Origin of the sequence: Streptomyces pluripotens (assembly GCF_000802245.2) — a bacterium.
Lineage (GTDB): Bacteria > Actinomycetota > Actinomycetes > Streptomycetales > Streptomycetaceae > Streptomyces > Streptomyces pluripotens.
This window is the reverse complement of sequence record NZ_CP021080.1, coordinates 2551207-2571206: the sequence shown is the minus strand read 5'-3', so window position 1 is coordinate 2571206 and position 20000 is coordinate 2551207. Positions and strand designations below refer to the sequence as shown.

16 protein-coding genes are annotated in these 20000 nt (G+C 70.8%); 13 read left to right on the top strand and 3 right to left on the bottom strand.

The genetic code is table 11. From position 1 onward, the window contains the following. The first annotated feature begins 157 nt into the window (after nt 1–157). From LK06_RS11420 to LK06_RS11385, 9 genes are all read left to right on the top strand, one after another. Nucleotides 158–730 (top strand): YqgE/AlgH family protein, encoded by a 573-nt coding sequence (locus LK06_RS11420; protein WP_039657673.1) that lies wholly within the window; start codon nt 158–160, stop codon nt 728–730. 29 nt (nt 731–759) lie between these two features. Continuing rightward, nucleotides 760–1035 carry a DUF3039 domain-containing protein gene (locus LK06_RS11415; RefSeq protein WP_043409577.1) on the top strand — a complete coding sequence of 92 codons (276 nt, stop codon included), beginning with the start codon at nt 760–762 and terminating at the stop codon, nt 1033–1035. A gap of 330 nt (nt 1036–1365) precedes the next feature. Then, the gene (locus LK06_RS11410) at nt 1366–2991 is read left to right on the top strand and encodes a beta-N-acetylhexosaminidase (RefSeq protein ID WP_086083677.1); all 1626 of its coding nucleotides are present in this window, start codon (nt 1366–1368) and stop codon (nt 2989–2991) included. A gap of 221 nt (nt 2992–3212) precedes the next feature. Continuing rightward, nucleotides 3213–4106 carry an FAD binding domain-containing protein gene (locus LK06_RS11405; protein ID WP_039657739.1) on the top strand — a complete coding sequence of 298 codons (894 nt, stop codon included), beginning with the start codon at nt 3213–3215 and terminating at the stop codon, nt 4104–4106. After that, entirely contained in the window at nt 4103–6145 is a 2043-nt protein-coding gene (locus tag LK06_RS11400) for a 2Fe-2S iron-sulfur cluster-binding protein (protein WP_039657676.1), read from the top strand. Before LK06_RS11405 ends, LK06_RS11400 begins: the two co-directional genes overlap by 4 nt. Beyond that, entirely contained in the window at nt 6142–8451 is a 2310-nt protein-coding gene (locus LK06_RS11395) for a xanthine dehydrogenase family protein molybdopterin-binding subunit (protein ID WP_039657678.1), read from the top strand. Before LK06_RS11400 ends, LK06_RS11395 begins: the two co-directional genes overlap by 4 nt. Beyond that, a complete protein-coding gene (locus LK06_RS34850; protein WP_267886175.1) occupies nt 8448–8573 on the top strand; it encodes a hypothetical protein in 126 nt (41 codons plus the stop codon). The genes LK06_RS11395 and LK06_RS34850 overlap by 4 nt, the downstream gene beginning before the upstream one ends. A gap of 221 nt (nt 8574–8794) precedes the next feature. Then, entirely contained in the window at nt 8795–9952 is a 1158-nt protein-coding gene (locus tag LK06_RS11390) for an SUKH-4 family immunity protein (RefSeq protein ID WP_039657679.1), read from the top strand. A gap of 119 nt (nt 9953–10071) precedes the next feature. Further along, a complete protein-coding gene (locus LK06_RS11385; protein ID WP_159025292.1) occupies nt 10072–11466 on the top strand; it encodes a hypothetical protein in 1395 nt (464 codons plus the stop codon). Nucleotides 11467–11826: 360 nt separating this feature from the next. Here the strand turns inward: LK06_RS11385 and LK06_RS11380 are convergent, their stop codons facing one another. The 3 genes from LK06_RS11380 to LK06_RS11370 all read right to left on the bottom strand — a co-directional run bounded on the left by LK06_RS11380 (nt 11827) and on the right by LK06_RS11370 (nt 13331). Continuing rightward, nucleotides 11827–12327 carry a contact-dependent growth inhibition system immunity protein gene (locus LK06_RS11380; RefSeq protein WP_052318922.1) on the bottom strand — a complete coding sequence of 167 codons (501 nt, stop codon included), beginning with the start codon at nt 12325–12327 and terminating at the stop codon, nt 11827–11829. A 177-nt stretch (nt 12328–12504) separates the two neighbouring features. Beyond that, complete coding sequence (locus LK06_RS11375; protein ID WP_043409549.1) at nt 12505–12972, bottom strand: WXG100-like domain-containing protein; 468 nt, start codon at nt 12970–12972, stop codon at nt 12505–12507. Further along, nucleotides 12969–13331, bottom strand: coding sequence for a WXG100 family type VII secretion target (locus LK06_RS11370; RefSeq protein WP_043409548.1), 363 nt, complete (start codon nt 13329–13331; stop codon nt 12969–12971). Before LK06_RS11370 ends, LK06_RS11375 begins: the two co-directional genes overlap by 4 nt. Nucleotides 13332–14450: 1119 nt before the next feature. Between LK06_RS11370 and LK06_RS11355 the strand changes: the two genes are divergently transcribed. The 4 genes from LK06_RS11355 (at nt 14451) to LK06_RS11340 (ending at nt 19989) form a co-directional block, all read left to right on the top strand. Then, nucleotides 14451–15932, top strand: a complete 1482-nt coding sequence (locus LK06_RS11355) for an MFS transporter (protein ID WP_039657686.1) — start codon at nt 14451–14453, stop codon at nt 15930–15932. A 255-nt stretch (nt 15933–16187) separates the two neighbouring features. Next, complete coding sequence (locus LK06_RS11350; RefSeq protein WP_039657742.1) at nt 16188–17987, top strand: DEAD/DEAH box helicase; 1800 nt, start codon at nt 16188–16190, stop codon at nt 17985–17987. Between the two features lie 284 nt (nt 17988–18271). Continuing rightward, the gene (locus LK06_RS11345; protein ID WP_039657688.1) at nt 18272–18913 is read left to right on the top strand and encodes an IclR family transcriptional regulator; all 642 of its coding nucleotides are present in this window, start codon (nt 18272–18274) and stop codon (nt 18911–18913) included. Between the two features lie 284 nt (nt 18914–19197). Continuing rightward, nucleotides 19198–19989 (top strand): YlbL family protein, encoded by a 792-nt coding sequence (locus tag LK06_RS11340; RefSeq protein ID WP_039657692.1) that lies wholly within the window; start codon nt 19198–19200, stop codon nt 19987–19989. Nucleotides 19990–20000 lie beyond the last annotated feature (11 nt).

Sequence of the window (20000 nt, the reverse complement as noted above, 5' to 3'; positions counted from 1 at the left end):
ATAGCTGTGTCACAACACGAAACGTGCACAATCGGGCACATGGGGTCACCGGGTGGGGGCGTGCGCCCGCCCCGTTCCGGTGCGCTCTGAGCCGCCTTCGCCTCCGCACTCCTCATTGGCTCCCCACGGGAGGGAAAGATGCGAGATCATGTCTGGCATGACCGAGGTGTCCTCGCTCACAGGGCGGCTGCTCGTGGCCGCGCCCGCTCTGGCGGACCCGAACTTCGACCGCGCGGTGGTGCTCCTTCTCGACCACGACGAGGAGGGTTCCCTCGGTGTCGTCCTCAACCGCCCCACCCCGGTGGACGTGGGTGACATCCTGGAGGACTGGGCCGATCTCGCCGGCGAGCCAGGCGTCGTCTTCCAGGGCGGTCCCGTCTCGTTGGACTCGGCGCTCGGCGTCGCGGTCATCCCGGGTGGTGCCGACGGCGACCGCGTGCCCCTCGGCTGGCGCCGGGTGCACGGAGCGATCGGCCTGGTCGACCTGGAGGCCCCGCCGGAACTGCTCGCCTCAGCGCTGGGTTCCCTGCGGATCTTCGCCGGGTACGCCGGCTGGGGCCCCGGCCAGCTGGAGGACGAGCTGGTCGAAGGCGCCTGGTACGTGGTCGAGTCCGAGCCGGGCGACGTCTCCTCCCCGTCCCCCGAGAGGCTCTGGCGCGAAGTCCTGCGCCGCCAGCGCAACGAGCTGGCGATGGTGGCCACGTATCCGGACGACCCTTCGCTCAACTGATGCGGGGGAGCTTCAGTACCCTGGGCGGTATGAGCACTCTTGAGCCCGAGCGCGGGACTGGTACGGGGACCCTCGTAGAGCCGACACCACAGGTGTCCCACGGCGACGGCGACCACGAGCGCTTCGCCCACTACGTCCAGAAGGACAAGATCATGGCGAGCGCCCTCGACGGCACCCCCGTCGTGGCGCTGTGCGGCAAGGTCTGGGTGCCGGGCCGTGACCCGAAGAAGTACCCCGTGTGCCCGATGTGCAAGGAGATCTACGAGTCCATGGGCAGCGGCGGTGATGAGGGGAGCGACCAGTAGCGGTTTCCCGCCGCCCGGTCTGCATCAGGCCTCCAGGACGTGTGCGCGTCCCGGGGGCCTTCCTTGTTCCCCGCCGTTCCCCGTTCCCCGCCGTTCCCCGCCGTTCCCCGCCGTTCCCCGCCGTTCCCCGACACGGCCTTCCGGCCGGGGATGGTCGAGACCTCTTGTCGGCCCGCTCGCCCAGCCCTTAGCCTGCGCAGTGTTGTGCGACGTTGCGCACTGTAAATAAGCCGTTGCATGCTGTGCAACGGATTCTTCGGTGGAGCGCGGCTGGTGGACGGTGACGCCCGGTCCCTGTCCCGGGGCCGGCGGAACGGCAAAGGACTGGACATGGTGGACGCGGTGGATCTGATTCCCGCACCGGCGAGCATCGTCTGGAACTCGCCCGGCTGCGTGAACCTGGACGGCGGAACGGCGCTTCAGGCCCTGCCGGGCACGGAGGGTGTTGCGCGCTGGCTGCGGGCCACGGTCGGCGCGGCGACCGGTCTGCCGCTCCCGGAGGCGCCCGGCCGCCCCGACCGCGTGGTGCTGGCCATCGACCCGGATCTGCCGTCCGAGGGCTACCGTGTCGTACTCGGCGACCGTCCGTTCCGCATCGAGGGCGGCAGCGCCGCCGGTGTCTTCTGGGGAGCCCAGACCTTCCGGCAGCTGCTCGGCCCCGACGCGTTCCGCCGGGCTCCGGTGCGGCCGGGGCGCCGCTGGGAGCTGCCTGCCGTCACCGTCCAGGACGTCCCCCGTTTCCGCTGGCGGGGCCTCATGCTCGACGTTGCACGCCACTTCATGCCCAAGGAAGGCGTGCTGCGCTACCTCGATCTGATGGCCGCGCACAAACTCAACGTCTTCCACTTCCACCTGACGGACGACCAGGGCTGGCGGATCGACATCAAGCGGTACCCGAAACTGGCCGAAATCGCCTCCTGGCGGGCGCGGACGAGGGTCGGTCACCGGGCCTCACCGCTGTGGGAGGAGAAACCGCACGGGGGTTACTACACCCAGGACGACATCCGGGAGATCGTGGCCTATGCCGCCGAGCGCCACATCACCGTCGTGCCGGAGATCGACGTGCCGGGACACTCGCAGGCCGCCATCGCCGCGTACCCGGAACTCGGCAACACCGATGTCATCGACACCACCGGCCTATCCGTCTGGGACGACTGGGGGATCTCGCCCCATGTGCTGGCTCCCGTCGACGCCACTGTGCGGTTCTACGAGGGTGTGCTGACGGAGGTGTTGGAACTCTTCCCGTCGGAGTTCGTGCACATCGGCGGCGACGAATGCCGCAAGGAGCAGTGGAGTGAGTCCGTGGCCGCCAAGACCCGCATCGCGGACCTCGGGCTGGCCGACGAGGACCAGCTGCAGTCCTGGTTCATCGGCCACTTCGACGCGTGGTTGTCCGCGCGCGGACGCCGGCTCATCGGCTGGGACGAGATCCTGGAGGGCGGTCTCGCGAAGGGGGCTGCCGTGTCCTCCTGGCGCGGCTACGGGGGAGGGGTCGCCGCCGCGCGGGCCGGCCATGACGTGGTCATGTGTCCGGAACAGTACGTGTATCTGGACCACCGTCAGGACCCGGGCGAGGAAGAGCCGGTGCCGATCGGTTTCGTGCGCACCCTGCAGGACGTCTACCGGTTCGAACCGGTCCCGACCGCGCTCACCGAGGAGGAGGCCGCACGCGTGCTGGGTACCCAGGCGAACGTGTGGACCGAGGCGATGGAGGACCTTGCGCGCGTTGACTACCAGACCTTCCCGCGGCTCGCGGCCTTCGCCGAGGTGGCCTGGAGCCGGTTGCCGGCCCCCGCCGAACGTGACTTCGCGGACTTCGAGCGCCGCATGGCCGCCCATTACGGGCGGCTTGACGCCCTCGGCGTCGCCTACCGGCCGCCCACCGGACCCCGGCCGTGGCAGCGGCGCCCCGGCGTGCTCGGCCGCCCGATCGAGGGACCGCCCCCGAACAGGTAATGGAAAAAAGCCACCAGCTGTCACCGAAGAGTGTCAATCGGTTCTCACCGGTGATGCCGTGAGAAAAGCAACCATCTCCCCGGTGAGGTGGGCGAATGCCTCCTTGCGGACCCCCGCGTTCGGGCCCTGCGAAGATGTGCCAGAGTTGCCACGTCCGCCCCGTGAGCACGTACCGTACGGCCACACAGGTGGACCAGGGGCAGTGGGAAGGGGCAGCCGGTTTGACCACGCACACACCGCAGGCGGCGCAGGCCGTCACGCTGCCCACGACGCTGGACGAAGCCGTGGCGGCGTTGGCCGCCACGCCTGCCGCGGTCCCGGTCGCGGGTGGCACCGACCTGATGGCCGCCGTCAACTCCGGTCAGCTCAGGCCCGCTGCTCTGGTGGGTCTCGGGCGAATCAGCGAGATCCGCGGCTGGCAGTACCAGGACGGGCACGCCCTGCTCGGGGCGGGCCTCACACACGCCCGCATGGGTCGCCCCGACTTCGCGGCCCTGATTCCGGCACTGGCCGCCGCCGCGCGCGCCGCGGGGCCACCGCACATCCGCAATGCCGGCACCCTGGGGGGCAACATCGCCTCGGCGGCCCCCGCCGGAGACGCCCTGCCGGTGCTGGCCGCCCTGGAGGCGACGCTGATCGTCGCCGGTCCGGGTGGAACCCGCCGGGAGCTCCCCGTGTCGCACCTGCTGGCCGGTGTGGAGATGCTGCGCGGCGGCGAACTCATCGGCTACGTGCGAGTGCCGCTGCTGCACGCCCCGCAGGTCTTCCTGAAGGCGACCGGACGCACCGGCCCGGGCCGCGCGATGGCCTCCGTCGCCCTCGTGCTGGACCCTGCCCGGCGCGGAGTGCGCTGCGCGGTCGGGGCCGTGGCGCCGATGCCGCTGCGGCCACTGCAGGCCGAACAGTGGGTCGCACGGCTCATCGACTGGGACAACGACCGTGCGCTCGTTCCCGAGGCACTGAACGCCTTCGGTGAGTACGTGGCCGCGGCCTGCATCCCCGATCCGGCACCCGGGCCCGACGGCTCGGTGCCCACGCTTCCGCCCGCCGTACTGCACCTGCGGCGCACCGTCGCCGCGCTGGCCCGACGAGCACTGGGGAGGGCACTGTCGTGACCGAAGACCAGCACGGAGGCGGCACGCCCCAGGGCGGCGGACGCTGGAACCCGCTGCCCCAGGGCGAGTACGACGACGGCGCCACCGCCTTCGTGGAGCTACCCGAGGGCGGCATCGACGCCCTGCTGTCCGGCGACAGCCCCCTGGCTGCGCCCGGTCAGGGCTATGTGCCGCCGGAGATAACGGCCGCTCCGGGTGCCGGCGACCCCACCGCCACGGGGACGTGGACGGCGCCCGCGGACGGCGCCCAGTGGCCCGGCCCGGACGCCACGACCCAGTCGCAGGGCACGGACGACCGGTTCACCTACCAGCCCGGCGCCACCCAGCAGTGGACCTTCGAGGAGCCCGCCGCCTCGGCCGCCCCCGGGCACGACGTCACCGGGCAGTGGTCCATTCCGGTCGCCGGTGGTGATCTTCCCGACGAGTCGGGCGAGTTCACCGCGACGTCCCTGGCCGACCAGTGGGGCAGCACCCCGCCAGCCACCCTGCCCGGCGGCGCACCCGCGCCCTGGGCGACGGACGGCGCGGACCTGTCCTGGGGGCAGTCCGCGGACCCGGAGGGCCCCGCCCGGCCGGCCGGTCCCCGGCCCGGCCCCACCGGCGTTCAGCCCACCGGTGCGGTTCCGGCTGCGACATCCGCCGGTTCGACGGCGGAACAGGGTGGGGCGGAGGAGCCTTACGGATCCCAGGGGGACACCGGGTACCCCGAGACGGCGTCCGCCGGGCACGCGGACGGCGGGTACGCGGACGCGGGACACACCGGGGTCGGGCACGGGCCTGCCGGTCACGACGCCACAGCGACCGGGACGGCCACCACTGCCGTGCCGGACGGGCGCTCCGAGCCCGTGCCGCGGGGCACCGCCGCAGACACGGCCGTGGAGCCGGACGCTCAGGGTCCCGTGGAGGTCACCGAAGGCCCCGCCGACAGTCCGGCGACCCGCCAGGAGGACACCAGCCGGGAGGGTGCGCCGCAGGTCGTTCCAGCGCCGGACACGCAGGGTCAGGCGGCCACCGACACCGCGGACACCACGGCCGGCTCCGCGGCACCGGCGCACCCGGCCGGACCGTCCGTACCGGAACGCGCGGCCGCTGTGACCACGCCGACCACGCCCGCTGGTGTTCCCGAGGGCGCTGCCGAGAGCAGTCCCGAAGGCCACCAAGTCACCGAAGGCCCCGAAGGTTCTGAAGGCCCCGAAGGTTCTGAACGTGAAGGGGCCGCAGGGACAGCGGTTCCGCACGAGGGGCCCGCCGAGGATCCGGCCGCCCCGCCGTTCCCGGCGCACGACGACCATCCCCTCGCCTCCTTCGTCCTGCGGGTCAACGGCACCGACCGCCCGGTCACCGATGCCTGGATCGGCGAGTCCCTCCTGTACGTCCTGCGGGAGCGACTCGGCCTCGCCGGCGCCAAGGACGGTTGCTCGCAGGGCGAGTGCGGGGCCTGCAACGTGCAGGTCGACGGGCGCCTGGTGGCCTCCTGCCTGGTCCCGGCGGCCACCGTGGCGGGGAGCGAGGTGCGGACCGTCGAGGGCCTGGCCGCTGACGGGCACCCCTCCGACGTGCAGCGCGCGCTCGCCCGGTGCGGTGCCGTCCAGTGCGGCTTCTGCGTGCCCGGCATGGCGATGACCGTGCACGACCTGCTGGAGGGCAACCCCGCACCGACCGCGCTGGAGGCCCGCCAGGCCTTGTGCGGAAACCTGTGCCGGTGCTCGGGCTACCGGGGGGTGCTGGAGGCGGTCAAGGAAGTCGTCGCCGAACGCGAGGCAGCGCACGTCAGCACCGAGCCGGACGCGGACGGGGCACGCATCCCGCACCAGGCGGGCCCGGGCTCCGGCGGCGTCAATCCGTCGGTGTTCGAGACACCGGGAGAGGCCGGCGTGGTCCAGGCCGTTCCCGACGGTTACGGGGACGCCCAGTACGGCGGCGCCCAGTACGCCGACGAGCAGTACGGTGAGTCCGGCGGGTACGGCGACGTCCCGGACCCCTACGGCACCCCGGGACCGCACGACCGGCACTACGGCCAGGACGGAGGCCAGGCGTGAGCAACGAAGCCGGCACCGCGACCACCGCCGCGGAATCCGCCCCCGAGGCCGAGCCGCTGCCGCACGGCCTCGGCGCCTCCCTGCCGCACGCCGACGCCCGCGCCAAGACCGAGGGTGCCTTCCCGTACGCGGCCGACCTGTGGGCCGAGGGCCTGCTGTGGGCGGCCGTGCTGCGCTCCCCGCACGCACGTGCGCGCATCGTGTCCATCGACACCACCCATGCGCGCGAGATGCCCGGTGTGCACGCCGTCATCACCCACGAGGACGTGCCCGGCACGCCCCGCCACGGCCGGGGCACCCCCGACCGGCCGGTGTTCGCCGCCGAGGCCGTACGCCACCACGGCGAACCCATCGCGGCCGTGGCCGCGGACCACCCGGACACCGCGCGGATGGCGGCCGCGGCCGTCATCGTCGAGTACGAGGTACTCGATCCGGTCACCGATCCCGAACAGGCCTTTGAGGCCGAGCCGTTGCACCCGGACGGCAACCTGATCCGGCACATCCCGCTGCATCACGGCGACCCGGAGGCGGTCGGCGAGGTGGTGGTCGAGGGCCTGTACCGCATCGGCCGCCAGGACCCGGCCCCGATCGGCGCCGAAGCCGGCCTCGCCGTGCCCCGCCCGGACGGCGGGGTGGAGCTGTACCTCGCCTCCACCGACCCGCACACCGACCGCAACACGGCCGCGGCTTGCTTCGGCCTGTCCCCGGATCGGGTGAAGATCGTGGTCACCGGGGTGCCCGGCGCCACCGCCGACCGGGAGGACCAGGGCTTCCAGTTGCCGCTCGGCCTGCTGGCGCTGAAGACCGGCTGCCCGGTGAAGCTCACGGCGACCCGCGAGGAGTCCTTCCTCGGTCACGTCCACCGCCATCCCACCCTGCTGCGCTACCGCCACCACGCGGACGCCGAGGGCAGGCTGGTGAAGGTCGAGGCGCAGATCCTGCTCGACGCGGGCGCGTACGCCGACACCTCGTCCGAAGCCCTGGTCGCGGCCGTCTCGTTCGCCTGCGGCCCGTACGTCGTCCCGAACGCCTTCATCGAGGGCTGGGCCGTCCGTACCAACAACCCGCCCTCGGGCCACGTACGCGGCGAGGGCGCCATGCAGGTGTGCGCCGCCTACGAGGCGCAGATGGACAAACTGGCGAAGAAGCTGGGCCTGGACACGGCCGAGTTGCGTCTGCGCAACGTCCTCGCGACCGGTGACGTCCTGCCGATCGGTCAGACGGTTACCTGCCCCGCGCCGGTCGCCGAACTCCTGCAGGCAGTGCGGGACTTCCCGCTTCCCGCGTTGCCGAAGGAGGCGCCGGAGGAGGAGTGGTTGCTGCCCGGCGGTCCCGAGGGGGTGGGCGAGCCAAGCGCGGTGCGCCGGGGCGTCGGCTACGGCCTGGGCATGGTGCACATGCTCGGCGCCGAGGGTGCCGACGAGGTGTCCACGGCGACGGTGAAGGTGCACGACGGCGTCGCGACCGTGCTCTGCGCGGCCGTGGAGACGGGACAGGGCTTCACCACCCTGGCCCGGCAGATCGTCCAGGATACCCTCGGTGTCGAAGAGGTCCACGTGGCCGCGGTGGACACCGACCAGCCACCGGCCGGCCCGGGCTGCCGAGGCCGCCACACCTGGGTGTCGGGCGGTGCGGTGGAGCGGGCGGCCAAGATGGTGCGCACCCAGCTTCTCCAGCCCCTGGCCCACAAGTTCGGCATGTCCACCGAACTGCTGCAGATCGCGGACGGCAAGATCACTTCCTACGACGGTGTGCTGTCGACGACCGTCACCGAGGCGATGGAGGGCAAGGAGCTCTGGGCCACGGCCCAGTGCCGTCCGCACCCCACCGAGCCGCTGAACTCCTCCGGTCAGGGCGATGCCTTCGTAGGTCTGGCCTTCTGCGCGATCCGGGCCGTGGTGGACGTCGACATCGAGTTGGGTGCGGTCCGGGTGGTGGAACTGGCGGTGGCGCAGGACGTGGGCAGGGTGCTGAACCCCGCCCAGCTGGCCGCCCGCATCGAGGCGGGCATCGCCCAGGGCGTCGGTATCGCGCTCACCGAGAACCTCCGTACTCCGCGCGGATTGGTCCGCCACCCCGATCTGACCGGGTATGCCCTCCCGACGGCCCTGGACGTGCCGGACATCCGGATCGTGAAACTGGTCGAGGAACGGGATGTGGTCGCCCCCTTCGGCGCCAAGCCAGCCAGCGCGGTTCCGGTGGTGACGGCACCGGCGGCGATCGCCTCAGCCGTCCGGGCGGCCACCGGCCGCCCGGTCAACCGACTCCCGATCCGTCCACAGGCAGCGGTGGTGACGACGCAGTGAGCACTCCTCCCGACGAGCCGCGCTACGAACCCCCGCCCAGCGTAGGCAAGTTGTTCCTGTGGATCCTGCTGTTCCTGGGGGCGGCCCTGGCCGTGGTGCTGGGCGGTATCTACCTCACCTGACACCGGCGGAACGGGCCCGGGTCGCCCGGCGTCCTTTCCGGCGGGGGCCGTTGTCAGTGGGACGCCGTAGTGTGCCAAGCGGTGGGGGCGTCTACCCCGGCGGATCGTCCGTGTCTGCGCACTCACGCAGGTGACGTCGCCGCAGTCTGCGGACCGGCACCGGTGCGACTGACACCGGTACGACTCGCACAGGCACCGACGGGGAAGAGCGCGGGGGAGCAATGAGCACGATGGACGCCGGGAGCCAGGCGATCACGCTGACCGAGGCGGAGCTGGGCCGCCGCGTCACGCACGCGCCGACGCGGAGTCTGCTGATGGGCGCCGGGCTGCCCGCCCGGACCGATGTGCTGACGTTCTCGCCCTTGCGTACGCGCGGCCTGCGTACCCTGGCCGAAACCGCGGACGGCCCCTTCCACCTGGCGGAGGAACTGCGCAGCCGCCTGGTGATAGGCGAACTCCTCAACCCCGTCGGCATGGAGCACGAGTCGATCCTGCTCGACGGCGCCACAGGCGAGATCACGACCGCCTTCCTCTTCGAACCGTCCGACCCCCGCCCCTTCGCTCCGTCCTTGGAGATGCTCCTGCGCTTCGCCGCGGTCACCGAGGAACTGACGGGCCTGCGGGGTCGTTTCGCGTCCCTGGCAGGTCGGTACGGCCCCAGGACGGCGGCCGAGGCATCCCGTCGGCTCCTCGCGCTCTTCGCCGAGAGCGCGGACGGCGAGGTTCCGCCGTACTGGAAGGCGGCGGCCCTGATCCGTCCGCTCGCCCTCGTCGCGGGTCCCGGCACGGCTTCCGGCCTCGCCCTGGACGTACCCGCCCGCGTCCTGGAACAGGAGTTCGGTCACGGTCGAGTGGTCCGCTTCGAGGAGGTCGACTTCCCCGCCACGCTCACCCATGAGCCGACGCGCCGCTTCCTGCGCGGGACGGGACTGCCGGAGGAGGCGGTCCTCTTCCACGCCGACACGGACCTTCCGCTGCCGACCCTGCGGGAGTACTTCGCGCAGGACCGCGTCGCCCACCCGCCGGCCGTACTCCCGGCCCACTGCGACCACTTGATCCGGCTGGGGCACCTGGTCGAGGAGAACAGCCTGGTGCTCGACGGCAGAACCGGCGCGGTGCTGACCTTCAGCGAACCGGAGGCAGCGCTCCACCCCCTCAACACCGACGTCTCCACCCTGGCCTTCACGCTCTGGCTCCTGCACCACGAGCGCACCATCGACGAGCACATGAACCACGAACTGACGACGGACGCCTACGACCAGTTGGCCGCCGCCATGATCCGCACGCTGACCGCCGTCGACCCCACGGGAACCCTTCCGGGCACGGACTGGCACTACTGGACGCACCTCTTCCAGGACGAGGCGGGCGGGGTCCTCTAGGCAGCCTCCGGACGAACGAACGAACGGAGGTGCGGGGTGACGAACGGTGACAAACGGAAGGTGGGCGTAGGTCGAACGCGTCTCTGTACGAACAAGTGGCATCCGTGTTGTATGACCGCATGCGAAGATCCACACCCTGGACCCGCCGTTGGGGTGCTGCTGCCCTGCTCTCCGCGACCGCGACTGCCCTGCTGCCCCTCCTGCGCTACGGAGCTCCCCTCCCCCGCCGGGACATCCTGACCGCCTTCGCCGTGGCACTCCTGTGCGGGCTGGGCTGGGTGGTGGCGACCTGGCGGGCACCGTTGACCGGCCTTTCCCTGGCGAAACCCGAAGCGGACGTCGTCATTCCCGTGCCGGGCAAAATACCCCGCACACCGTTGACCGCCCTGGGCGGCACCCTGGCGGCGGCACTCGCCGTGTACGCGGTGTTCTCGGCCCAACTCGTGGCCATGCAGCCGGACGGTCGCCAGGCCCGTACGATCGCAGCGCTCCAGGACGCGGGCGCCCGGGTGACGACGGCCACCGTCACCGAGGTTTGGGCGCAGGAGGAGTCGGCGGTGAGCGTCTCGGGCGGGGAGGGCACCCCGCATTACTGGTATGCGTCCTTCGCCGCGACGCTGCCCGACGGCACCATGCTGTCCGTGGACCGCGGCATCGTCGCCGGTCTTCCGTTCCGCGACACGAAGGTGTCGATCCTCTACGCCCCCGGGCGCCTGGAGCTGGGCGGCTGGGTGGACGACAGTGCCGACATCGCCGTGTACACGCGCAGTTGGGGGCCGCCGCTCGACTTCCAGGCGTTCTGGACCGTGCTCATGGGCGCTTTCGCCCTGACCGCCGTCGTGATCGTCAGCCTGTGGAACCGCGGTGGTCGTCGTTTGCTGCGGGAGGATGCGGCGGCGGGCCGGGTGTACGCGGTGCGGGTGGACACGCTGACGGCGGTGCGCAAGGAGCACGTCACCGTCGGCTCCCGGCCGGGCACCACCAGAACAGTGGTCCGGCGCTCCCTGCGAGCGTCGACCGAGTGCGGAGACCTGAAGCTAGGGGTGCCTTCGTACGACATCCCCCTCCTCGCCGCGGACTTCGGCGCGGGCGGCGGCCGGCTGCTGTTCGCCCGGCGCTGGCGCATGGACAACGCCGACGAGGTGCCCGGCGTCTTCGTTGCCCCCGACGGCCGGATGTTCCCTTTCAGGACCGGCTCGAAGCATGTCGAACGCCTCGCCCGCAAGGACGTCCTGCACCCCTCGGACCCGTCCGTCGCGGCCCGGTACTGGTCCATGTCCTGCCGTACGTCTCCTGCCCGCCGCCTTCTGATCGTCGCCTTGTACGCACTCGCGGCCGCCTCCGCCGTCCCCCTTCTCGTCGGCACGCAGTCCTACGGCCTGGGCTGGCTGCTGTTCTTGCTGATGGCCACGGCAGGCGTCCTCGGCCCGTGCCTGGCCGGACTCGCGCCTCCGGCGGTGGAACACCCGGTCTGGGAGCGCCAAAGGACCGTGGACCCGCGGGTGACGACGTAGGCGTACCCGCGGCGAGGGTCCGGCGCTTCAGGGCTCAGCGCGAGAAGACGGTAGTGCACTTCGGTCCGGACGTCCCACAGCTCGGCGCCCATGGTCCGGCGCCGCAGCGCCGGGAGGCCGAGCCGCAGCCACGTGCAGAAGCCGAGCGCTCCGGCCGCGATCGCGATCAGGACGGCAACGCCTCCCTGGACCCACCCCAAGGTGTCAGAGACCGTGGCAGGAATCGAACCCGCGTAACTCGCTTTGCGGGTTTGTCCGTGCTGGTCAGGGCAGGGTCCGGGGTCGTTCAGAGGGGTTCAATCCCATGCGGACGGCACCGCTGGCGGGGCTGAGCGAACGGTCCTGGACGGCCGCGTACGGCTACGAACGTGGGTGATGCTGAAGGATGCCTTGGATGTCCTGGAGCCAGCGACGCAGTGGGACGCCCTCCGGTGGGTAGATCTGGAGTCCCAGGATCTGTGCCGCCTGATCGAGTTCGCTGTCAGAGGTCACGAGTTCGGTGAAGGAGCGAATCTCTTCGGCTGCCTCGGCGAACATCTCCGGAGGGTTTCCGGTGAAGTAGTCGTCGAGGGCCTCTCTGTGTGAGGCGTAGAACCTGGAGAAGTCTTGGTGGAAGTATCCAGCCAGCAGGTGTCCGAGCTCGGGGAACTGCCTGCGCCACTCCCAGTCGGTCTGGGGGACGTCGGAGCGCTGGTAGGTGCCGCCGTTGCGGATGCGTTCCAGATGGGTCCGGGCGATCCCGAGACACTGCTCGACCGTGCGGCCTTCCAGCGGTTCGACGTGCGGAAGGATGTCCACGTCGTCGGCGATCTCATCGCTGAACAGGCCGACCTGCAGCAGGTCGTCGATTTCGCCGATCACCTCGTCGAGCAGCCCGGGCGCGCGGAGCGCCTGACGTACGTACGCCTGCAGGGCAGGGCCTGGTGTCTCAGCGGTGTCCGTGAACGTGTTGCCGGCGAAAGCGTAGGAGTTGAGTAGCTCATGGAGTTGAGTAGCTCATGGAGCTGGGGGAAGCGTTCGTCCCTCTCCATGAAGTCCTCAGTGATGTCCTTGGACTGGGGCACGGGCGGTCCTTGCTCTCAGGCTTTCGGGTATGCGGTGTGGACGCGGTAGCCGCTTGGCATGTCGGGATCGCGGCGTAGGAGAACGAAGACCTTGTGTACATTCGTGCTCCAGCTTCTTGACCGCGTGGTGCACTGTGTCGGCGTACTGGTCAAGGGCCTTGGCTATGTCGCGGGCGCCGTCGATCATGTCCTGGAGCCAGCCATGGCCCTCGTAGTAGTAGCGGCGCCAGTACGGGTCGTCGAAGGCTGATATCGCCTCGCCCTTGTTGTGCGTGATGATGCCGCGGGCTGTCTTGTTCGCGGCGGCCGTCACGTCTTCCAGGTCGTCGGCGAAGTGGCGCCACGCCTTGGCCGCGTCGCGTAGACCGCTCTCGTCGGCGTCCGGCCACCACATGCCGGTCATGTCCTGGACGATCTGTTTGGCCTTGTCGGCCGCGCTCACCGGCCGGTCCCACGGGTGTCGTGCGGGGTGGTGTCGATCTTGCTGAACATCGAGCGGACGAGCTGTTCGTTGGCGATGTGACCGTCGGCCATGTCCGCCATCGCGTCGTGGATGCTCTGCAGGCCCTGGGCGAGGATGTCGGCGGCGTTCTCCATCTTCTTCACGAGCGGGCCGTAGTGGCCGTGGAACTGGGTGCCCTGCTCGTCGTCACCCCAAGGTGAACCGGCCGCTGCCAGTCCGGTCTTGAGCTTGGTGAGGGCCTTGGCCAGGTCGGTGCTGTGCGTGTGGAAATGCGGAGCCGTCGCCTTGAGGTCGTGGATTTTGATGTCGAGTATCTTGCCGTCGCCCGTTTCGCCCATGGCGGCCTCTCCTCCCCCTGAGTCGGCTGTTCGACCCATCGACGCTAGTTGATCGACAGAGTGCGCAACTGCAACATCAGTTATGAGGGTGCAAAGTTGCGGTCAAAGAAGATAATGCGTGAGAGAAGGCACGCCGTGATCCCCGACGAAGCCGCGCAGGTGATCACCAGCTTCTACTTCGCCCCACAGGGCGACGAGACCTGGCCGGTGTCTCCATCTCCTGGTTCCTGTCCCTGCTGCCGGTCGACGCCAAGGTCCTCTTCAACAACCAGGAAGCCATCGAGGTCGGCGACTACGAAGGCCATGTTGTGTCCGCCTCCATGGGGCTGCGGCCGATCACGGAAGCCCTCATCTTGCGCCTGGCCGAACATCTCGCCTGACACCGGGCCTGTCAGGGCTCCAGTCCGTCAGGTTTGCTTGGGGCAGGCAGGGAGGAGCGCACAACGACTGGCGCTCCGCGGCGCGGCATGTCAACGTACGACGCCTTGCCGTAGATCCATGCCGTGTCCGTGGCGGCGCCCCTGTATCCGCATCACCCCATTGAGCCCCTCCGTCCGCAGGACGCCGACCCGCGCCCTGAACTCGCCACCGTGCCCATGCTCCTCCGTGTCCTGGGCCGGGTCATCGAATCAGATGATGGGGGGAGCCGGGCACCTCCACGAGCATGCGGGTCCGGTACCTGCACGTGCCGGACGCCATGCTCAAAGACGGCTCGGAAGATCGCCGAGGCCGTCTGGGGGAGTCCCGGAGGCACCCGCTGTGGACAAGAACCGGGACAACGGGGACTGAGGACAACGTCGAAGGGCCCCACTGCGCGGTGGGGCCCTTCGACGTACTGCCTGCCCGGTGAGAGTCATGGCGGAGGATACGAGATTCGAACTCGCGAGGGGTTGCCGCCCGACACGCTTTCCAAGCGAGCCCCTCAACCACTCGGGCACACGGTCCGGTGTGCGGGATGTGACCCTGGACGGAGACGAGAAGGTGTTCAAGGGGGTGCCACCCGCCGTGGGTCTACCGCACGGCGGTGGCGGGTTCGTGCGGGTCGTAGGACCGAGGTCTCACGACCGATGAGCCTCTCGACAGGGGTGTATTCATGTTTCGGGCCTTACTCTGTCGGTCATGAGCACCCTCAAGCCCCGTGCCGCCAGCGCCGCGCACCAAGCTGACGAACAGGGCGGTGGTGTACTGAGCCGGCCGTACCGGGCACTCAGCGTCGGGATCGTCTCCGTCGTGCTGCTGATCGCCTTCGAGGCGACGGCCGTCGGCACTGCGATGCCCGTCGCCGCGCGGGACCTGGACGGCGTGGCGCTGTACGCGTTCGCCTTCTCCGGGTACTTCACGACCAGCCTGTCCGGGATGGTGCTGGCTGGGCAGTGGTCCGACCGGCGGGGACCGCTCGGGGCGCTCACCACGGGGATCGGGGCCTTCGCCGCCGGCCTGGTCGTCGCCGGGACGGCGCGGGTCATGTGGGTGTTCATTCTCGGCCGGGCCGTGCAAGGACTCGGAGGCGGACTGGTCATCGTCGCCCTGTACGTCGTCGTCGGCCGCGCCTACCCGGAACGGCTGCGGCCAGCGATCATGGCGGCCTTCGCGGCGAGCTGGGTGGTCCCCTCGGTCGTCGGCCCCCTGGCCTCCGGCGCCGTCACCGAGCAGTTCGGCTGGCGCTGGGTGTTCCTCGGCATTCCGGTTCTCGTCGTGTTCCCGCTCGCCCTCGCCCTGCCCCGGATCCGGCAGCGGACTTCCGGGCCGGTCGGTGCGGAGGCGGGCGCGGCCTCCTTCGACCGCCGGCGCATCCGGCTCGCCCTCGCCGTCTCGCTGGGGGCCGGCTTCCTCCAGTACGCCGCCCAGGACCTGCGCCCGCTCTCCCTGCTTCCCGGCTTGGCCGGGGCCGCCCTGCTCGTGCCCGCCATACGCGGGCTCCTCCCGCACGGTACCTACCGGGCGGCCCGCGGGCTGCCCTCCGTCGTGCTGCTGCGTGGACTGTCCGCCGGTTCCTTCGTCGCCGCCGAGTCCTTCGTCCCGCTGATGCTGGTCACCCAGCGCGGTCTGTCGCCGACACTCGCCGGGCTCTCGCTGGCGGCCGGTGGCGCCACCTGGGCGCTGGGCTCCTGGGTGCAGTCCCGGCCACGCGTGATGCCCTACCGGGAACCGCTGATGACGCTCGGGATGGTGCTGGTCGCCGTCGCGATCGTGGCCGCGCCGGCCGTGCTGCTGCACTCCGTGCCCGTGTGGACCGTCGCCGTCGCCTGGGGTTTCGGCTGCTTCGGCATGGGGTTGGTGATCTCCTCCACCAGCGTGCTGCTTCTCCGGTTGTCCGCCCCGGAGGAGGCCGGCGCCAACTCCGCCGCCCTCCAGATCTCCGACGCCCTCTCCAACGTGGTCCTCCTCTGCGTGACCGGTGCGGCCTTCGCCGCCTTGGGGGGAGGCAGCCCGGTGGACGGCTCTGCTGCCACGGCCGGTGCAGCCCATCCCGCAGCCCATCCCGCAGCTTTCGCGGCCGTCTTCCTGCCGATGGCGGGGGTGGCGTTGGTGGGGGCATGGGTGACGCGGCGGTTGCGGGAGGATGCGCCCGGTACGCGGTCTGCGCCCGCCCGTGCCTGAAGGTGCGTCCGCTGGAGGCGGGCTGAGGCGCCGACGAGGCCGAGTGCGCCGTGCCGGACGTCTGTCGGGGCGGATCCGGACGCCCTAGGGACCGCAGCGCGGTTGCTGTGCTCCGCAAGCCGACTGTCCGACTGTGATGTGGGTCCCACCCGTGTCCGTCCCCGTCTCGTCCGGGCGTTGACGGGAGGGCGGCGCCGGTAGGGTGGCCCGGTTGTCATACGTGGCCGAGCCGTTCTAGTCCTTGCTATGGAGACCGTGACTACCACCGCCGCTTCCTCCACGCACTCCCACCACCTCTCGCCCGCCTTCCCGGGCAGGGCCCCCTGGGGCACCGCCAGCAAGCTGCGTGCCTGGCAGCAGGGGGCGATGGAGAAGTACATCCAGGAGCAGCCGCGTGATTTCCTCGCCGTCGCCACCCCGGGTGCCGGCAAGACGACCTTCGCCCTGACGCTGGCCTCCTGGCTGCTGCACCACCACGTCGTGCAGCAGGTGACCGTGGTCGCGCCGACCGAGCACCTGAAGAAGCAGTGGGCCGAGGCCGCCGCGCGGATAGGGATCAAGCTCGATCCCGAGTACAGCGCGGGACCTCTCGGCCGCGAGTACGACGGCGTAGCCGTCACCTACGCGGGCGTCGGCGTACGGCCCATGCTGCACCGGAACCGGGTGGAGCAGCGCAAGACACTCGTCATCCTCGACGAGATCCATCACGCTGGTGACTCGAAATCGTGGGGCGAGGCGTGCCTGGAGGCCTTCGAGCCGGCCACCCGACGGCTCGCGCTGACCGGTACCCCGTTCCGATCCGACACCAACCCCATCCCCTTCGTGACGTACGCGGAGGGGCAGGACGGGATCCGGCGGTCCGCCGCTGATTACACCTACGGTTACGGCAACGCCCTGGCTGACCATGTCGTGCGGCCGGTCATCTTCCTCTCCTACAGCGGCAACATGCGCTGGCGGACCAAGGCCGGCGACGAGATCGCTGCCCGGCTCGGGGAGCCGATGACCAAGGACGCGGTCAGCCAGGCCTGGCGCACCGCGCTCGATCCGCGCGGCGAGTGGATGCCCAGTGTGCTGCGTGCGGCCGACCAGCGGCTGACCGAAGTCAGGAAGGCCATCCCGGACGCGGGCGCCCTGGTGATCGCCTCCGACCAGGAATCCGCCCGCGCCTACGCCAAGCTCATCCGGGAGATCACCGGCAGCAGGGCGACACTGGTGCTGTCCGACGATGCCGGCGCCTCGAAGAAGATCGACGAGTTCAGCGCGAGCACCGAGCGGTGGATGGTCGCCGTGCGCATGGTGTCCGAGGGCGTCGACGTACCGCGGCTCGCGGTCGGCGTGTACGCGACGACCATCTCGACCCCCCTCTTCTTCGCGCAGGCCGTCGGGCGTTTCGTACGGTCCAGGCGGCGTGGTGAGACCGCTTCCGTGTTCCTGCCGACCGTGCCCGACTTGCTGACCTTCGCCAACGAGATGGAGAAGGAGCGGGACCACGTCCTCGACAAGCCGAAGAAGGAGGGCGAGGAGGACCCGTACGCCGAATCCGAGAAGGAGCTGGAGGAGGCGAACAAGCAGCAGGACGAGGACACCGGCGAGCAGGACATGCTGCCCTTCGAGGCGTTGGAGTCCGACGCGGTCTTCGACCGGGTGCTCTACGACGGCGCCGAGTTCGGCATGCAGGCCCACCCGGGCAGCGAGGAGGAGCAGGACTACCTGGGGATTCCGGGACTGCTGGAGCCCGAGCAGGTACAGATGCTGCTGCACAAACGGCAGGCCCGGCAGATCGCACACAGCCGCAAGAAGCCGGACTCCGAGGCCGACCTGCTGGAGCTGCCCGCAGAGCGGCGGCCGGTGGTCAGCCACAAGGAAATGATGGAGCTGCGCAAGCAGCTCAACACCATGGTGAGCGCCTACGTCCACCAGAGCGGCAAGCCGCACGGGGTGATCCACACCGAGCTGCGCCGGGTGTGCGGCGGACCGCCGAGCGCGGAAGCGACGGCGGGACAGCTGCGGCAGCGGATCGCCAAGGTGCAGGAGTGGGCCACCCGCATGAGGTGACTCCCCGGCGCAGTGTGCGTATCCGGACGAATGCAGGCAGGCCGGATCTTGCCTTGCCCGGATTCTGGACGAAGGCTTCCGCTCAGCGAACTGCCTTCGCTAGTGTCCCGCTACGCACACGCCCCGTGGCAGCGCCGCCGCGGAGCGCAGCCGTGAAGCGACTCTGCCCGCAGCCGTCGGGCCGTCCTGCCGATCGGCGGCCTCTGAAGGGCGTCGCCGACGGGACTCGGTGGCGCGTTCGCCGCTCAGGGGCCGTCGGCCTCACCACCGAAGGAGTGGGCGTCGTGACCGCGGAGACCTCTCAGACGCTCGACCGGGGACTACGCGTCCTCAAGCTGCTGGCCGATACGGACCATGGGCTGACCGTCACCGAGTTGTCCACCAGACTGGGCGTGAACCGCACCGTGGTGTACCGGTTGCTGGCCACGCTGGAACAGCACGCCCTGGTACGCCGTGACCTGGGCGGCCGGGCCCGGGTAGGGCTCGGGGTGCTGGGGCTCGGACGCCAGGTGCATCCACTGGTGCGGGAAGCCGCGCTGCCCGCGCTGCGGTCGCTCGCCGAGGACATAGGTGCCACGGCGCATCTGACGCTGGTGGACGGGACCGAGGCGTTGGCCGTGGCCGTGGTCGAGCCGACGTGGACGGACTACCACGTGGCCTACCGGGCCGGATTCCGGCACCCCCTGGACCGGGGCGCGGCCGGCAAGGCGATCCTCGCGGCCCGGCAGTCGCCCACCGCCGATCCCTGGTGCTCGCTCACGCACGGGGAACTGGAGGCGGGCGCGAGCGGGGCCGCGGCTCCCCTGGTCGGTGTGACCGGGGTCGAGGGCAGCGTGGGCGTGGTGATGCTCGCGGACTCCGTACCGGAGCGGGTGGGGCCCCGGGTGGTGGAGGCGGCACGGGAGGTCGCCGAGGCGCTGCGCTGACCGCTGGTCGCGGCCAGCGGGCCGTCGCCCGACGTCGACGGGTGCCGCCGCGCCCTCCCCACCGCGCGGTGGGGAGGGCGCGGCGGCATGCGCAGGACGTACACCGGTCGTGCACCCCGCCTCGCTCCTCGCCCCGCCTCGCTCCTCGCCCCAGCCGCGCCCGGGGATCCGGCGCCGCTGCACGGGGGAGGGACAGGACCGCGCCCGGTACGGACGGTCGCCGCAGAGGACGGGACGGGAGGCGGCCGCTCAGGACGCGACGGGCATCACGTTAGATTGATTCCGTGCTCTCACGTCTCACACGCTCCCAGGCCGTAGCCATCTGCGCCCTCCCCGTCGTGGCCCTGCTCGCCACGGCCGCGTTCGCACCGCTGCCGTTCTCGGTGGCGCAGCCCGGGATGACGGCCAACGTGCTCGGCGCGAACAAGGGCACCCAGGTGATCACCATCTCCGGTGCGCCGACCCGGAAGACCAGCGGGCAACTGCGGATGACCACGATCGAGGCCACCGGGCCGAACGCCCAGGTGTCCCTCGGTGACGTGCTCGGGAACTGGTTCCGCACCGACCGGGCCGTCATGCCGCGCGATGCCGTCTACCCCAGCGGCGACAGCCTCAAGGAGATCGAGCGGCACAACGCGGAACAGATGCAGCAGTCCCAGGACGCGGCGACCCGGGCGGCGCTGAAGTATCTGGACCTGAGCGGGGACAAGGTCAAGGTCCGGCTGAGCCTTGCGGACGTGGGCGGGCCCAGCGCGGGGCTGCTGTTCACCCTGGGGATCATCGACAAGTTGGACGGCGACGGCAGCGGCGGTGACCTCACCGGCGGCCGTGACATCGCCGGTACGGGCACGATCGACGCTGCCGGCAAGGTCGGTCCGGTCGGCGGTGTGGCCCTCAAGACGCAGGCTGCCCGGCGGGACGGAGCCACCGTCTTCCTGGTGCCGAAGGCGGAGTGTTCCGATGCCAAGGCGGAGCTACCGAAGGGGCTGCGGCTGATTCCCGTGACCACCCTGAAGGGCGCGGTCGACTCGCTGGTGGCGCTGGAGAAGGGGAAGGGCCCGGTTCCGGTCTGTTAGGCGTGGTGCCG

Excerpts from the sequence above, each read along its gene's own strand:
- LK06_RS11415 (WP_043409577.1), top strand. The coding sequence starts at position 760 with ATGAGCACTCTTGAGCCCGAGCGCGGGACTGGTACGGGGACCCTCGTA.
- LK06_RS11390 (WP_039657679.1), top strand. The coding sequence starts at position 8,795 with ATGAGCACGATGGACGCCGGGAGCCAGGCGATCACGCTGACCGAGGCG.
- LK06_RS11370 (WP_043409548.1), bottom strand. The coding sequence starts at position 13,331 with ATGGGCGAAACGGGCGACGGCAAGATACTCGACATCAAAATCCACGAC.
- LK06_RS11420 (WP_039657673.1), top strand. The coding sequence starts at position 158 with ATGACCGAGGTGTCCTCGCTCACAGGGCGGCTGCTCGTGGCCGCGCCC.
- LK06_RS11355 (WP_039657686.1), top strand. The coding sequence starts at position 14,451 with ATGAGCACCCTCAAGCCCCGTGCCGCCAGCGCCGCGCACCAAGCTGAC.
- LK06_RS11385 (WP_159025292.1), top strand. The coding sequence starts at position 10,072 with ATGCGAAGATCCACACCCTGGACCCGCCGTTGGGGTGCTGCTGCCCTG.
- LK06_RS11410 (WP_086083677.1), top strand. The coding sequence starts at position 1,366 with ATGGTGGACGCGGTGGATCTGATTCCCGCACCGGCGAGCATCGTCTGG.